General features: G+C 68.8%; 17 protein-coding genes. 7 read left to right on the top strand and 10 right to left on the bottom strand.

Annotation, left to right across the window (positions count from 1 at the left end):
* Nucleotides 1-422 precede the first annotated feature (422 nt).
* The 6 genes from purF to KF941_RS14640 form a co-directional block, all read right to left on the bottom strand.
* Nucleotides 423-1919, bottom strand: a complete 1497-nt coding sequence (gene purF / locus KF941_RS14615; RefSeq protein ID WP_116171294.1) for an amidophosphoribosyltransferase — start codon at nt 1917-1919, stop codon at nt 423-425.
* Nucleotides 1920-2054: 135 nt separating this feature from the next.
* Complete coding sequence (locus KF941_RS14620; protein WP_036759674.1) at nt 2055-2666, bottom strand: CvpA family protein; 612 nt, start codon at nt 2664-2666, stop codon at nt 2055-2057.
* Nucleotides 2667-2709: 43 nt separating this feature from the next.
* A complete protein-coding gene (gene radA / locus KF941_RS14625) occupies nt 2710-4074 on the bottom strand; it encodes a DNA repair protein RadA (RefSeq protein WP_214273792.1) in 1365 nt (454 codons plus the stop codon).
* 150 nt (nt 4075-4224) lie between these two features.
* Complete coding sequence (locus KF941_RS14630) at nt 4225-5415, bottom strand: UbiH/UbiF family hydroxylase (RefSeq protein WP_214273793.1); 1191 nt, start codon at nt 5413-5415, stop codon at nt 4225-4227.
* 42 nt (nt 5416-5457) lie between these two features.
* Nucleotides 5458-5655: a hypothetical protein gene (locus KF941_RS14635; protein WP_036759671.1), complete on the bottom strand. Its 198-nt coding sequence runs from the start codon at nt 5653-5655 to the stop codon at nt 5458-5460.
* Nucleotides 5656-5696: 41 nt separating this feature from the next.
* Complete coding sequence (locus KF941_RS14640) at nt 5697-6383, bottom strand: pyrimidine 5'-nucleotidase (RefSeq protein ID WP_114536419.1); 687 nt, start codon at nt 6381-6383, stop codon at nt 5697-5699.
* A 65-nt stretch (nt 6384-6448) separates the two neighbouring features.
* Between KF941_RS14640 and KF941_RS14645 the strand changes: the two genes are divergently transcribed.
* From KF941_RS14645 to KF941_RS14655, 3 genes are read left to right on the top strand one after another with little or no spacing between them, the layout of a single operon-like run.
* Nucleotides 6449-7084 carry a GntR family transcriptional regulator gene (locus tag KF941_RS14645; protein ID WP_036759669.1) on the top strand — a complete coding sequence of 212 codons (636 nt, stop codon included), beginning with the start codon at nt 6449-6451 and terminating at the stop codon, nt 7082-7084.
* Nucleotides 7084-7707 (top strand): DNA-3-methyladenine glycosylase, encoded by a 624-nt coding sequence (locus KF941_RS14650; RefSeq protein WP_072464080.1) that lies wholly within the window; start codon nt 7084-7086, stop codon nt 7705-7707. Before KF941_RS14645 ends, KF941_RS14650 begins: the two co-directional genes overlap by 1 nt.
* A gap of 11 nt (nt 7708-7718) precedes the next feature.
* A complete protein-coding gene (locus KF941_RS14655) occupies nt 7719-8378 on the top strand; it encodes an alpha/beta fold hydrolase (RefSeq protein WP_072464081.1) in 660 nt (219 codons plus the stop codon).
* A gap of 210 nt (nt 8379-8588) precedes the next feature.
* On the opposite strand, the gene KF941_RS14660 is transcribed toward KF941_RS14655, so the two are convergent.
* Nucleotides 8589-9020, bottom strand: a complete 432-nt coding sequence (locus KF941_RS14660) for a VOC family protein (protein WP_214273794.1) — start codon at nt 9018-9020, stop codon at nt 8589-8591.
* Between the two features lie 95 nt (nt 9021-9115).
* Between KF941_RS14660 and KF941_RS14665 the strand changes: the two genes are divergently transcribed.
* The 3 genes from KF941_RS14665 to KF941_RS14675 all read left to right on the top strand — a co-directional run bounded on the left by KF941_RS14665 (nt 9116) and on the right by KF941_RS14675 (nt 10629).
* A complete protein-coding gene (locus KF941_RS14665) occupies nt 9116-9436 on the top strand; it encodes a multidrug efflux SMR transporter (RefSeq protein WP_072464083.1) in 321 nt (106 codons plus the stop codon).
* A gap of 156 nt (nt 9437-9592) precedes the next feature.
* Complete coding sequence (locus tag KF941_RS14670) at nt 9593-10189, top strand: HNH endonuclease (RefSeq protein ID WP_114536421.1); 597 nt, start codon at nt 9593-9595, stop codon at nt 10187-10189.
* Nucleotides 10190-10353: 164 nt separating this feature from the next.
* Nucleotides 10354-10629, top strand: coding sequence for a hypothetical protein (locus tag KF941_RS14675; RefSeq protein WP_240540434.1), 276 nt, complete (start codon nt 10354-10356; stop codon nt 10627-10629).
* A 73-nt stretch (nt 10630-10702) separates the two neighbouring features.
* Here KF941_RS14675 and KF941_RS14680 read toward each other — a convergent pair whose 3' ends face one another.
* Complete coding sequence (locus tag KF941_RS14680) at nt 10703-10867, bottom strand: hypothetical protein (RefSeq protein WP_166435398.1); 165 nt, start codon at nt 10865-10867, stop codon at nt 10703-10705.
* 144 nt (nt 10868-11011) lie between these two features.
* Between KF941_RS14680 and KF941_RS14685 the strand changes: the two genes are divergently transcribed.
* Nucleotides 11012-12094, top strand: coding sequence for a PA0069 family radical SAM protein (locus KF941_RS14685; RefSeq protein ID WP_036759661.1), 1083 nt, complete (start codon nt 11012-11014; stop codon nt 12092-12094).
* Here KF941_RS14685 and bmt read toward each other — a convergent pair whose 3' ends face one another.
* Nucleotides 12095-13054: a betaine--homocysteine S-methyltransferase gene (gene bmt / locus KF941_RS14690; RefSeq protein WP_072464084.1), complete on the bottom strand. Its 960-nt coding sequence runs from the start codon at nt 13052-13054 to the stop codon at nt 12095-12097.
* 86 nt (nt 13055-13140) lie between these two features.
* Entirely contained in the window at nt 13141-14160 is a 1020-nt protein-coding gene (gene trpS / locus KF941_RS14695; protein ID WP_036759659.1) for a tryptophan--tRNA ligase, read from the bottom strand.
* Nucleotides 14161-14215 lie beyond the last annotated feature (55 nt).

The following is a 14215-nucleotide window of genomic DNA, read 5'->3' on the forward strand; positions in this document are numbered from 1 at the left end:
CTCCTACGGTTGTCTGGCCTGACCTGCCGAAGGCCGGGCGTATGGCCGGCCTATGCGCATCTGTCCAAAAGCGTCCAGTCCGGCGGCTGGAAAGCCGGCGCCTGCGAGGGCGGAAGCATTCGCCCCGCTCGCCACGGCAAACCAATCGTTCAAGAAGGATGGAGGGCCCCGTCGCGATGCGGCCTCCGCTCGGCATGGTCCGGTATCGTGGGGGCCTTGCTGTCCCTGCGGCTGTCGGGCCTGACCGGCACATGGCCGGGGCCTGCACATCTGTCCGAAAGCGCCCAGTCTGGCAACCAAAAAGCAGGCGCCTGCGAGGGCGGAACCATTCGCCCACGCGGGCAACCATCGCTCAGAAAGAGGGAGTGCCCGTGGTGATACCGGCCCTCAGCTCTCGGCAGGGCCCGGCATCGCCGGGGCCGTCATTCCGCGGCGTGGCCGGTGACGGGGCTGGGGACGCCGGAGGATTTCATGCGAAAGCCGCGCTCGAGCTGGTCGAAGGGCGCCACGGGATATTCGCCCGAGAAACAGGCGTCGCAATACTGCGGGCAGGCATTGTTGCGGCCCTTGGCCTCGCCCACGGCGCGATAGAGCCCGTCCAGCGACACGAAGGCCAGCGAATCGACGCCGATCCATTCGCGCATCTCTTCTTCGGACATCTGCGCGGCCAGCAGCTTTTCGCGGTCGGGCGTGTCCACGCCGTAGAAGCAGGGCCAGGCGGTGGGCGGGCTGGCGATGCGGAAATGCACCTCGGCCGCGCCCGCGTCCAGGATCATGTCCTTGATCTTGCGCGACGTGGTGCCGCGCACCACCGAATCGTCCACCAGCACCACCCGCTTGCCCTTGACCAGCGCGCGGTTGACGTTGAGCTTGAGCCGCACGCCCATGTTGCGGATCTGCTCGGTCGGCTCGATGAAGGTCCGGCCCATGTACTGGTTGCGGATGATGCCCATGCCGAAGGGAATGCCGCTTTCATGGGCATAGCCGATGGCGGCCGGGGTGCCGCTGTCGGGCACCGGGCAGACCAGGTCGGCCTCGACCGGGGCTTCGCGGGCCAGCTCCACGCCGATCTGGCGCCGGGTCTCATAGACGGAACGGCCGCCGATGATCGAATCGGGGCGCGAGAAATAGACATGCTCGAAGATGCAGAAGCGCCCCGTCGAAGGGCCGAAGGGGCGCGAGCTTTCGACCTCGCCCTTGGAGATCACCACCATCTCGCCCGGCTCGATCTCGCGCAGGAACTCGGCGCCGATGATGTCGAGCGCGCAGGTTTCCGAGGCCAGCACGAAGCCGTCGTCGCCGATGCGGCCCAGCACCAGCGGCCGCACGCCCAGGGGGTCGCGCACGCCGATCAGCTTGGTGCGGGTCATGGCGATCACCGCGAAGGCGCCCTCGACCCGGCGCAGCGCGTCCTTCATCCGCTCGGGGATGTTGCGCTGGATGGAGCGCGCCATCAGGTGGATGATGCATTCGGTGTCCGAGGAGGACTGGAAGATCGAGCCGCGCTCGATCAGCTCGCGGCGCAGGGCCATGGCATTGGTGATGTTGCCGTTATGCGCCACGGCGCAGCCGCCCATGGCGAATTCGCCGAAGAAGGGCTGCACGTCGCGGATCGCCGTCGCCGCCTTGGTGCCGGCGGTGGAATAGCGCACATGGCCGATGGCGAGCGAGCCGGGCAGCGTTTCCATCAGGCTTTGCTTGGTGAAGTTGTCGCGCACATAGCCGAAGCGATGGGCGCTGTTGAAGCCCTGCTCGGCATCGTGGCTGACGATGCCGCCGGCCTCCTGCCCGCGGTGCTGCAAGGCGTGCAGCCCCAGGGCGACGAAATTGGCGGCATCCGTCACTCCGATCACGCCGAACACGCCGCATTCTTCGTGCAGGCGGTCGGAATCGAAGGGATGGGCAAGGAATGGCTGCATCATCACCGACTCTTGGGGCTATTCCGGGGGCTGGGTAAGGGGACGCTTGACGCCAATCTAGGGTGTCATGCGGGCGAAGTCACGCCCCACGGCCGTCGCGGGGCGCATTTTATGTCACAAATTGGCCATATCGGCTCAATTCGCCGGTGCGGCGGGGGTGGGGGCCGGCGTCTGCGCATCGACCGGCTGGCCCGTGGGGGCGCAGCTGCGCACCAGCTGTTCATAGCGGCTGACCACCCAGCCCGGCGCGTCCTGCGGGATCTGCTGGTCCATCTGGCCGCGCATGCGCTCGAACACCTGGGCCGAGCGGGAGTTGTCCACCACCGCCACGGGCTGGCTGGCCATCACCCGGTCATAGACGATGAAGGCGATGGCGACGAGCAGGATGCCGCGCGCCACGCCGAAGAGGAACCCCATGCCCTGGTCGACGCCGCCAAGCGCCGAGCGCTGCACGACCGAGGAGAACAGCGGCGTGATGATGGAAAACAGCACCAGCGCCAGCGCGAAGACCGCAGCGAAGCCGGCGATGGTGGCAAGCTCGCAGCTGTCGGCCAGGAACTTGTTGAGCCCCGGCACCTGCGCCACCATCGGCCGCACCGTCGGCGCGAAGATGAAGGCCAGCACGGCCGCGCCGATCCAGCCCAGGATCGCCAGCGATTCGCGCACGAATCCCCGCGCATAGGCCAGGATCGCCGAGAGGATGATCACGGCTGCGACGATGCCGTCGATGATGGTGAATCCGTCCATTTTCACGCCCTTTCGCGGGATTGCCCGCGTCTTTGGGACGAGTTCATCCGGCGCCGAATGTCTCGCCCACGAAACTTGTCAGATCCGCGATGCGGTCGATCCGCATCCCGGCCACGCCCTCGACCTTGGTCGCCGAAGGCAGGATCGCCCGTGAAAAACCAAGTTTCTGCGCCTCTTTCAACCTGTTTTCCGCCTGGGCGACGGGGCGCAGGGCGCCCGACAGGCTGATTTCGCCGAAAAGCACCGCCTCGGGCGGCAGCGCCACGTCCTCGCGCGCGCTGAGGAGCGCGGCGGCGATGGCCAGGTCGGCGGCGGGTTCGCTGACCCGCATCCCCCCGGCAACATTGAGGAAAACGTCGAGGCCGGCGAAGGGGACGGCGCAGCGCGCCTCGAGCACGGCGAGGATGGTCGAGACCCGGCCGGAGTCGAGGCCGACCACGGTTCGGCGGGGACTTGCCAATGTCGAGGGGGCGACCAGCGCCTGCACTTCGGTCAGCACCGGGCGGGTGCCCTCGATCCCGGCAAAGACCGCAGAGCCGGCGCTGGCCTCGCCGCGTTCGGACAAAAACAGCGCCGAGGGGTTGGCGACCTCGGCCAGCCCGCCGCCGGTCATCTCGAAGACGCCGATCTCGTCCGCCGGGCCGAAGCGGTTCTTGTGGGCGCGCAGGATGCGAAACTGGTGTCCGCGCTCGCCCTCGAAATAAAGCACGGTGTCGACCATGTGCTCGACCACGCGCGGGCCGGCGATCTGGCCCTCCTTGGTGACATGGCCGACGAGGATGACCGAGGTGCCGCGCCGCTTGGCGAAGGTGACAAGCTCATGGGCGCTGGCGCGGACCTGCGCCACCGAGCCGGGCGCGGCCTCGATCCGGTCGGACCAGAGCGTCTGGATCGAGTCGATCACCGCCACATCGGGCCGCTCGGCGTCGAGCGTGGTCAGGATGTCGCGCAACGCGGTCTCGGCGCCCAGGCGGACGGGCGCGTTGCCGAGGCCCAGGCGCTGCGCGCGCAGCCGGACCTGGGCGCTGGCTTCCTCGCCCGAGACATAGATCGCCTGCTGGCCGGCGCGGGCGAAGGCGGCGGCGGCCTGCAGCAGCAGGGTGGACTTGCCGATGCCCGGATCGCCGCCGACGAGGATGGCCGAGCCGGGGACCAGCCCGCCGCCCAGCACCCGGTCAAGCTCGGCGATGCCGGAGGTGGCGCGCCGGGGCGGCGCGTCCTGCGTGGCAAGGCCCGAGAGCGGGATCGGCTTGCCCTTGAGCGTGCCCAGGCCGCGGCCGGGGCCCTGGGAAAGCGGCGCTTCCTCGATGATGGTGTTCCAGGCGCCGCAGGCATCGCAGCGGCCGGCCCATTTGCGATGGCTGGCGCCGCAGGCGGTGCAGGTGAAGGCGGTGATCGGTTTGGCCATGGCCGTTATCTGGCAGATTGCGCCGGCGCGCGCCAGCCGGGAAGGGCGCGCCCGGCGGCGCGGTCCCTTGGGTATTTGGGGAACGAAGAAGTCCGGGGCGGTGCTGGCTGGGCCGGCCGGATGAGTATTTGGGAAACGGTGAAAGGGGGCTCAGGTCACGCCCAGGCCCGCGCGCATCATGATGCGGCGCACCGGGGCGACAGCGTAGAGCCCGCCCAGGGCGGCGGCGCGCAGGTCGCGCAGCGGGCGGGCCGAGATCATGCTGGCGCGGTTCAGCATGTCGATGCCGAGCAGCCGGGCCAGCGCCTCGGGGCGGCGGCGGCGTTCGTAGACGGCAAGCGATGCGGCGCTGCCGGGATCGCCGGCCGAGAGGTCGATGAGCGAGGCGAGATCGGCGAGGCTCATGTTCAGCCCCTGCGCGCCGATGGGCGGGACGACATGCGCGGCCTCGGCGATCAGTGCCGTGCGGGGGCCGGTGAAGCGATCGGCGATCTGGCTGATGATCGGCCATTCCGTCAGCCGCGTCGCCTGGGTCAGCTGGCCCAGCACGCCGGCCGAGCGGCGGTTCAGTTCCGCCTCGAAGGCCTCGCGCGGCAGGGCGCGCAGCCGGGCGGTTTCCGGCCCGCGCTCCATCCAGACCACGGCCGAGGAGGGCTTGCCGTCGCGGTCGGGCAGGGGGACCAGGGTGAAGGGGCCGCCCGAGCGATGGATCTCGGTCGAGACGTTGTCGTGCGGGCGTTCGTGGGTCACGGCGAAGGCCAGCGCCTTTTGCCCATAGCGCAGCGTGCGGGTGCCGATGCCGAGCGCCTCGCGGGTGGGCGAGTTGCGCCCGTCGGCGCCGATCACCAGCCGGGCCCGGATGCGGCTGCCGTCGGTCAAGGTGGCCAGCGCCTCGCTGTCGCGGACCAGCAGGCCCGCGGTGCCGGTGCCGGGCAGGAAGCGGACGTTTTGCAGGCTGGCGAGCCGGGCCGAGATTTCCCGCTTCAGGAGCCAGTTCGGCAGGTTCCAGCCGAAGGGCTGGTCCGAGATCTCGGATGCGTCGAAATCGCGCGTCAGCCGCGCCTGCGACAGTTTCCCGCCGGCGTCGATGATGCGCATGACCTGGAGCGCGGTGGCATGCGGCGCGAGCCGGTCCCAGAGCCCGGCCGCCTGCAGCACCGCGATCGAGGGGTGCAGGAAGGCGGTGCTGCGCAGGTCCGAGTCCTGGGCGCCTTCCTCGGTCACGGGCGGGGCGGGGTCCACGCAGGTCACGGAATGCCCGGCGCTGCCGAAGGCGGCCGCGGCGATCAGCCCGGCGATGCCGCCGCCGGAAACGAGGATCTCGGTATCGTCGATCTGCATGGTCTGGCGCCGGGTCTGGTGAGGGGGTCGGTGCGGGTCGGCCTAGAACCCGGCCGCATAGGCGCCGAGCATGAGGAACATCAGCAGCGTCGCCGCAAGGCCGAGTATGCCGAGCGCCGGCAGGCCCCAGATCAGAACGCCGACAACCGCCAGCACGACGACCAGCAGCGCGAAGATGTAAAGGGCGGTGGCGGTGCGCGCCTCGGCCTGGGCCTCGGCGGGAGTAAGCGGTTCGGACATGCGCGTTCCCTGTTCTTTTTTCGGTTTCCTGTCGGCGAATTTCAGATCTTACCCAAGCTTAGGCTTGCGGCAAGCCCGTGCAGGAAGGCGCCCAGATCCCCGGTGCGGTAATGCACATGCGGGCCGTGGTCGTGATCCTGGGCCAGCTCGTCCGGGCCGTGGCGGCCCGCACCGACCAGAATCGTCCGCATTCCAAGCGAATGCGGGATGGCGAGGTTCCTGGGGTCGTCCTCGAACATGGCGGCCTGGGCGGGGTCGAACCCCTCGGCGGCCTGGACTGCGGCATAAGCGCGCGGGTCGGGCTTGGGGTGGAAATCCGCCTCCTCGACGCCGTGGATGGCGTCGAAGACCATCAGCCCGCGATGTTCCAGCACCCGCGCCGCATAGGCGCTGTCGCCGTTGGTATGCACGATCTTGCGGCCGGGCAGGGCCGAGATCAGCCCGGCCAGCGCCGGGTCGGGCGTCAGCACGGTGAAGTCGATGTCATGGACCTCGCGCAGATAGGGCAGGGGATCGACGCCATGCTCGGCCATCAGCCCCGCCAGTGTGGTGCCGTGTTGGCGCCAGTAATGGTTGCGCAGCCGGTTGGCCTCGGCCTCGGTCACGCGCAGCTCGCGCATGACAAAGGCGGTCATGCGCCGCTCGATCTGGGCGAAAAGCCTGACCTCGGGCGCATAAAGGGTGTTGTCCAGATCGAAGATCCAGGTGGTGACATGCCGAAAATCCATGATCCCTGCCTAAACCTGCGGCATGGCGCTTGCAATCGCCGTTGCAAGCGCGGATCGTGCGTCCCATGAAAGACGCCTATTCCCTGATCCTCTCGGCCATCGACAATGGCATTTACCGCCCCGGCGACCGGCTGGTCGAATCCGAGCTGGCCGAACGCTTCGGCGTCTCGCGCACCCCGGTCCGCGAGGCTTTGCAGCGGCTGGAGACCCAGTCCATGCTCAAGCGCGACGGGCGCAGCCTGATCGTCGCCACGCTGGACCACAACCAGCTGGCCGAGCTTTACACCGTGCGCGCCGAACTGGAGGCGCTGGCGGCGCGGCTGGCCGCGCGCCACGCCACGCCCGAAGAGGTGCGCGTCCTGGCCGGCATGGTCGAGGACGACCGCGCCATCCTGGGCGACCCGCAGGCGCTGGCGCGGGCCAATCGCCGCTTTCACCATCAGATCCACCTGGCCTCGCACAACCGCTATCTGGTCCAGCAGCTGGACCTGGTGCATCGCAGCATGGCCTTGATGGCGCGCACCAGCCTGGCGGCGCAGGGCCGCGACGTGGTCACGCTGGACGAGCACCAGGCCATCGTCGAAGCCATTGCCGCCCATGATGGGCCGGCTGCCGAACAGGCGCTGCGCCACCACATCTCGATGGCCTTCGAGACCCGGCTGAAGGAAGAGGCGCGGCTGGCCGACGAGGACGAGGGCTGATGCGCGAGATCCGCGCCGCCGCCGACCTAGAGGAAGGCGCGGCGCATCTGATGCGGGTCTGCCCGGTCTGGGCGCGCGAATTGCCGGCGCTGCTGCCCCTGCCGCTGCGGCGCTGGCCCGAAGGCTTTCCGGCGATTCGCGATGCCGTCGTCTCGCAGCAGATCTCGGTCCAGGCGGCGAATGCCATCGGCGCGCGCATGGCTGCGGCCGGCCTCGCCGACGAGGCGGGGATCGCTGCCGCCGATGACGAGGCGCTGCGCGCCGCCGGCCTGTCGCGGCCGAAGATCCGCTATCTGCGCGGCATCGCCACGGCGCAGCTTGATTGGGCGGGGCTGCGCGCCTTGCCCGACGACGAGGTGATCGCCCGGCTGACCGCGCTGCCCGGCATCGGGCGCTGGACGGCCGACATCTATCTGAAATTCGCGCTTGGCCGCGCCGATGCCTTCGCCTCGGGCGACCTGGCGCTGGCCGAGGCGGCGCGGCTGCTCTACGGCCTGGCCGAGCGGCCCCGCCCGGCGGCGCTGGCCGAACTGGCCGAGCCCTGGCGGCCCTGGCGGGCGGTTGCGGGCCGGGCGCTCTGGGCCTATTACCGGGTCGCGAAAGGGCGCGAAGGCGTCCGCTGAAGGGGGACGAGATGCCGCGCGAGTTGAAATCCGAACGCAAGGGCCCGCGCAAGGCCGATTCGGTGGTGGTCTTCCTGCACGGCTATGGCGCCGACGGGGCCGACCTGCTGGGCCTGGCCGATCCGCTGGCGCCGCATCTGCCCGGCACCGCCTTCCATGCCCCGAACGCGCCCGAGCCCTGCCTCAACAATCCGATGGGCTACCAGTGGTTCCCGATCCCCTGGATGGACGGCTCGTCCGAGGCGCAGGCCCAGGCATCGGCCGCGCAATCCTTCGAGGATATCAACGCCTTCCTGGACAAGATCCTGGCGGATGAGGGGCTGGCGGCGGACCGGCTGGCGCTGGTCGGCTTTTCCCAGGGCACGATGATGGCCCTGGCCGTGGCGCCGCAGCGCGACGAAGAGATCGCCGGGGTGGTCGGCTTCTCGGGCCGGTTGCTGGACCCCGAGGGCGCGGGGCAGGCGCGGGTCAAGCCGCCGGTCCTGCTGATCCATGGCGATCAGGATCCGGTCGTGCCCTTCGAAAGCATGGGCATCGCCGGCGAGGCGCTGCAAAAGGCCGGCTTCACCGTCTACGGCCATGTGATGAAGGGCACCGGCCACGGCATCTCGCCCGACGGGCTGTCGGTGGCGCTGGCCTTCCTGAAAGAGCGGTTTGCCGCGAGGTCGTGACGCTTTGAGCGATTTCGCACTTGCGAAAGGAACAGCAGTCCCTACCTTCCTGATAAGAGGATGAGACGAGGAGAACGCACATGACCCTGATCTGGATGACCGCAATCGCCCTGATTCCGGCCGGCTTGGTTTCCCTGCGTCTTCTGGCGCCGCAGCCCGTGGCGGTGCGCGCCCGACGCTGATCCCTGCGGCCGAGCCGCCGGTGCCGGGTCACGCCCAGATGGCGGGATCGGCGATCTCGATGGAGTTTCCGGCCGGGTCGCGGAAATACAGCGACCGGCCGCCTTGGGGCCAGAAGAAATCGGCCTCGATCTCTACCCCCGACGCTTCCAGATGCGCGCGCCAGGCGTCCAACATGCCCGGCTCGGCGCCCATGCAGAAATGCCCCGGCCCCTCGCTGCCATGCGGCGGCACGGGCAGGCGGGCGTCGGGCTTGGGCGGCACGCGCGTCGCACTGGCGCGGAACACCAGCAGCACCTGCGCCCCGCAGCGAAAGAACACGTGCCGGCCGGGCACGCGGGCGATCTCGGGCAGGCCGATGATCTTGGTCCAGAAACGGGCGGCCTCGTCCAGATCCTCGGCGTAAAGCGCGGATTCCAGCGTGCCGGTCAGCCGGGGCGGGGTTGTCGGGGGCTTGGTCATGGCCCGATCTTGCCAGCAATCCGCCGGGCAGGCCAGCCCGGCTTGACCTTGGCCGCGCCGCGCGACAGCTTGCCCGAAAGGACCGGAGGCGCGGCATGGCATGGATCTATCTGGGCGTGGCGGGATTGCTCGAGGTGATCTGGGCCTTTGCCATGAAGCAGTCCGAGGGCTTCACCCGGCCCTGGCCCACCGCGATCACCCTGGTCGCCATGGTGGCCAGCGTCTGGTTCCTGTCGCTGTCGATGAAGGTGCTGCCGCTGGGGACCGCCTATGTCATCTGGACCGGCATCGGCGCGGTCGGCACCTTCGTCCTGGGCGTGTTGCTGCTGGGCGAATCGGCCGACGCGCTGCGCCTTGTCGCCGCCGTGCTGATCGTGGCGGGGCTGGTGCTGATGAAGATCGCCTCGTCGCAATAAGGCGCGGCAAGCCGCAGTCAGTCCTTGTCACGCGCCTGTCACGCCCCCCGGCTATTTGTGCGCCAGGCATATATTCAGGGACTTGTCAGCCCGGAGCCGCGATATATAGTCGGTGCCATGTTCTGACCCGTCCCGGACAAGGCGAAGCGAGGGCCGATGCTGGACGACCATGGCGAATTTCGAACCCAATTCGTGCGCGAGCCATCCTTCTCGCGCCACCATCCCGCACTGGTTCTAAACGCCGATTTCAGACCGCTCAGCTACTATCCGCTGTCGCTCTGGCCCTGGCAGGAGGCGGTGAAGGCGGTGTTCCTGGACCGGGTCCAGATCATCGCCGAATATGACGAGGTGGTGCGAAGCCAGCATCACGCGATACGCATCCCCTCGGTCGTCGTGCTGAAAGATTACGTCAAACCCCAGAAGCGCGTGGCCTTCACGCGCTTCAATCTTTTTCTGCGGGACGAATTCTGCTGCCAGTATTGCGGCGCCAAGGGCGAGCTGACCTTCGACCACGTGGTGCCGCGATCGCGCGGCGGCGTGACCAGCTGGGAGAATGTCGTCGCCGCCTGTTCGCCCTGCAACCTGAGGAAGGCCAACAAATCGCTGAAGAATTCGGGGCTGCGGCTGCGCCGCCCGCCGCGCCGGCCCACCCCCGACGAGATGCATGCCATAGGCCGGCGCTTCCCGCCGAATCATCTGCATGAAAGCTGGATGGATTTCCTCTACTGGGATACGGAACTGCTGTCGGACTAGGCACGGCCGCGCCGGACGCAGCGGATTTATTGCAGCGCCGCGCAATGCCGGTTAAAGAAACCGTCAGGTTTGCGTGATGACATCAAGCCTGATGACGCGCCGATTCGGATTCGTCCGGCGCTGCGACCATCGTCCGCGCGCATGGCTGCCCGCAAGTTGCGGCCATGCAGGGCGATCAACGAAAAGACAAGAAAGGATCTCGTATGTGGACACGTATTCAGACCGTGGTGGACGGCAAACCCGTTTCGGGCGACTGGACCATTTGCCGCAATGAGGAGCCGGTCGGGCGCATCTGTCACGATCCGAAACAGCCCGGCGTCGCCGCCTGGGCCTGGACGGTCCTGAACGATCCGAATGCGAATGGGCGGGCTTGGACGGAAGAGGCGGCGCTTTCGGCCGTCAAGGAAAGCGCCGAGAAGCCGGGCAATGCCGCGGCGTGACGCCGCAGAAAAAACGGAAAACGGCGCCAGCAGCGCCCTTTCTCCAACCCGCCCGCCTGTTGTGGCGGGGTGACTAGCTTCGGTGATCGCGCGTCGTCAGATGCGCGATCGCCGCCGCCAGCAGCGCCAGGAACCCCAGCGCGAACAGCGGAATGCCGATGGCGCTTGCTGCCCAGATCGTCAGCCCGGCGGCCAGGATCACGGCAAGGATCAGGATCAGGAAATGCGGCAGCGGCATGGCATCCTCCGTTGCCTTCAATATGGCCCCGCCGGGGCGCGCCGAAAAGCCCCCGATCCGGCTTTGCGCGTTCCGCTGCCGATTCCGGCTGCGCTTTCGCGGCGCGATCTGGAAAATGTTCACGTAATGTTCTAGTCTGGCGGCATGAGCCTGCCACCCCGCAATCCCGACGAGATCCTGCGCGCCCGCGGTGCCGACTCGCGCCCCGCCGCGCGCTTCGAGCCCTACCGGACCGAGCGCGAGCACGACGGCTGGGACATCCCCGAAGAGCAGGACCTGCTGCGCACCGAGGTCACGCAGGAGCGGGCGCGCTCGATCATCGCCCGCAACACGTCGCCCGACATTTCCTTCGACCGCTCGATCAACCCCTATCGCGGCTGCGAGCATGGCTGCATCTATTGCTTCGCCCGGCCCAGCCACGCCTATCTGGGCCTGTCGCCGGGGCTGGATTTCGAGACGCGGATCGTCGCCAAGCCCAATGCCCCCGAATTGCTGGAGGCCGAGATCGGCCGGCGCGGCTATGCCGTCGCGCCCATCGCCTTCGGCACCAATACCGATCCCTACCAGCCCATCGAGGCCAAGCTGGGCATCATGCGCGGCTGCCTGCAGGTTCTGCACGATTGGAACCACCCGCTGAGCCTGGTGACGCGAGGTGCGACCGTCATGCGCGACGTGGACCTGCTGGGGGCGATGGCGGCCAGGGGGCAGGTGCTGGCCGGGGTCTCGATCACCACGCTGGACGCGGAACTGGCGCGGCAGATGGAGCCGCGCGCGCCGGCGCCGGCGACCCGGCTGCGCATGATCCGGGCGCTGGCCGGGGCAGGGGTTCCGGTCCGCGTCATGGTGGCGCCGGTGATCCCGGTGCTGACCGAGCATGAGGTCGAGCGCATCATGCAGGCCGCCCGCGACGCCGGGGCGACCGCTGCCAGCATGATCCCGATCCGCCTGCCGCTGGAGGTGGCGCCCCTGTTCCGCGACTGGCTGGAGCGCCATCATCCCGGCAAGGCCGCGCATGTCATGGCGCGGGTGCAGGCGATGCGCGGCGGGCGCGACAACGACCCGCGTTTCGGCAGCCGCATGCGCGGCGAGGGGCCCGAGGCCGGCCTGCTGCTGCAGCGTTTCCGCCTGGCCCGCAAGCGGCTGGGATTGCAGCGCGAATCCGAGGTGCTGGATTGCAGTCGCTTCGGCCCGCCGCCCAGGGCGGGGGACCAGCTGTCGCTGTTCTGACTATTCGCCCGGCCCCATGGCCTGGGCGATGCGGGCCGAGATGCGTTCGGGCGAGGGGCGCGGGCCGCGCGGCGCGGCGACCAGCGCATCGCGCATGGCGGCCAGATGCGCGGGCGTGGTGCCGCAGCAGCCGCCGATGATGCGCACGCCCATGTCGCGCGCCAGCACGGCGAATTCGGCCATGACCTCGGGCGTCGCGTCATAGATCAGCCCGCCGTCCTGATAGCGCGGCACCCCGGCATTGGGCTTGGCGATCAGGGGGCGCTCGTTGCCCGAGGCGGCGAATCCGGCCACGGCCAGCAGCAACTCGGCCGGGCCGGTGCCGCAATTCGCGCCATAGGCCAGGGGCGGATGCGGCAGCCGGTCGATCAGCGAGGCAAGCTGCGGCGGCGTCACCCCCATCATGCTGCGCCCGCCCGGCTCAAAGCTCATCATGCCGCACCAGGGCATGCCGACGCTTTGCGCGGCCTTGGCGGCGGCGCGCATTTCCTCGGCGGCGCTGATCGTCTCGATCCACAGCACGTCGGCGCCGCCCTCTTTCAGCGCCTGCGCCTGCTGGGTGAACATGGCGGTGGCATCGGCCTCGGTCAGCCGGCCCATGGGGGCCATGATCTCGCCGATGGGGCCGACCGAGCCGGCGACGACGACGGCGCGGCCGACCTCGGCCGCGGCCTCGCGCGCCAGGCGGGCGGCGGCGCGGTTCAGCGCGGCCACGCGGTCCTGCGCCTTGGCCAGCCGCAGCCGGCTGGCATTGGCGCCGAAACTGTTGGTCAGGATGATGTCCGCGCCCGAGGCGATCATCTGCCGATGCAGCGCGCGCACCTTGTCGGGATGGGTCTCGCACCACAGGTCCGGCGCCTGGCCCGATGCCAGCCCCATGTTGTAAAGATTGGTCCCGGTCGCCCCATCGGCCAGCAACCATGGGCGTTCGCCGAGCATCCTCGACAATTGATCAGGCATGGTTTTTCCCGTTTTGCGGCAGGATGGGGAATCATAGCCCATCCTGCGGGGAAGTCATTGAAACATTCGGTGGGACTGCCCGGCGCTCAGCGCGAGCGGATCATGCCCATGATGTCCTTGGTGCGCTCGACGATCGGGTGGGCGATGGCCTCGGCCTGGCCGGCGCCGCGGCCCAGGATGCGGTCGATCTCGGCCGGGTCGGCCATGAAATCGGTCATGCGCCGGGTGATCGGCGCCAGCGCCTCGACCGCGACCTCGGCCAAGGCCGGCTTGAAGGCGCCGAAGCCCTGGCCCTCGAACCGTGCCAGCACCTGGTCGCCGCTCTCGCCAGTCAGCGCGGCGTAGATGTTGACCAGGTTCTTCGCCTCGGGCCGGTCCTTCAGCCCCTCCATCGACCCCGGCAGCGGGTCGGCATCGGTGCGCGCCTTGCGGATCTTCTGCGCGATGGCGTCGGCATCGTCGGTCAGGTTGATGCGGCTGGCGTCCGAAGGGTCGGATTTCGACATCTTCTTGCTGCCGTCGCGCAGGGACATGACGCGGGTCGCCGTGCCCTCGATCAGCGGCTCGGTGATCGGGAAGAAATCGACGCCGTAGTCGTGGTTGAACTTGGCGGCGATGTCGCGGGTCAGTTCAAGGTGCTGCTTCTGGTCCTCGCCCACCGGGACGGCGGTGGCGTGATAGGCCAGGATGTCGGCGGCCATCAGCGACGGATAGGCCAGCAGGCCCAGGCTGGAATTTTCGCTGTTCTTGCCGGCCTTGTCCTTGAACTGGGTCATGCGATACATCCAGCCCACCCGCGCCACGGTGTTGAAAAGCCAGGCAAGTTCGGCGTGCTGGCTGACCTGGCTCTGGTTGAACAGGATCGAGACCTCGGGGTCCACGCCCGAGGCCATGAAGGCCGCCGCGACCTCGCGGGTGTTGTGGCGCAGCTTTTCGGGATCCTGCCAGACGGTGATCGCATGCAGGTCCACGACGCAATAGATCGTTTCGGCCCCCTTGCCCTGATAGTCCGCAAAGCGTTTCAGCGCGCCCAGGTAATTGCCCAGCGTCAGCCCGCCCGAGGGCTGGATGCCGGAAAAGATGCGCTTGGCGAAGCTCGTGGTCATGGCACTACCTGCTTGGAAAATCCCGGTGGCTGGCTTACCCCTTGCCCCGTCCGGG

This window comes from Paracoccus sp. pheM1, assembly GCF_018499825.1.
GTDB lineage: Bacteria > Pseudomonadota > Alphaproteobacteria > Rhodobacterales > Rhodobacteraceae > Paracoccus > Paracoccus versutus.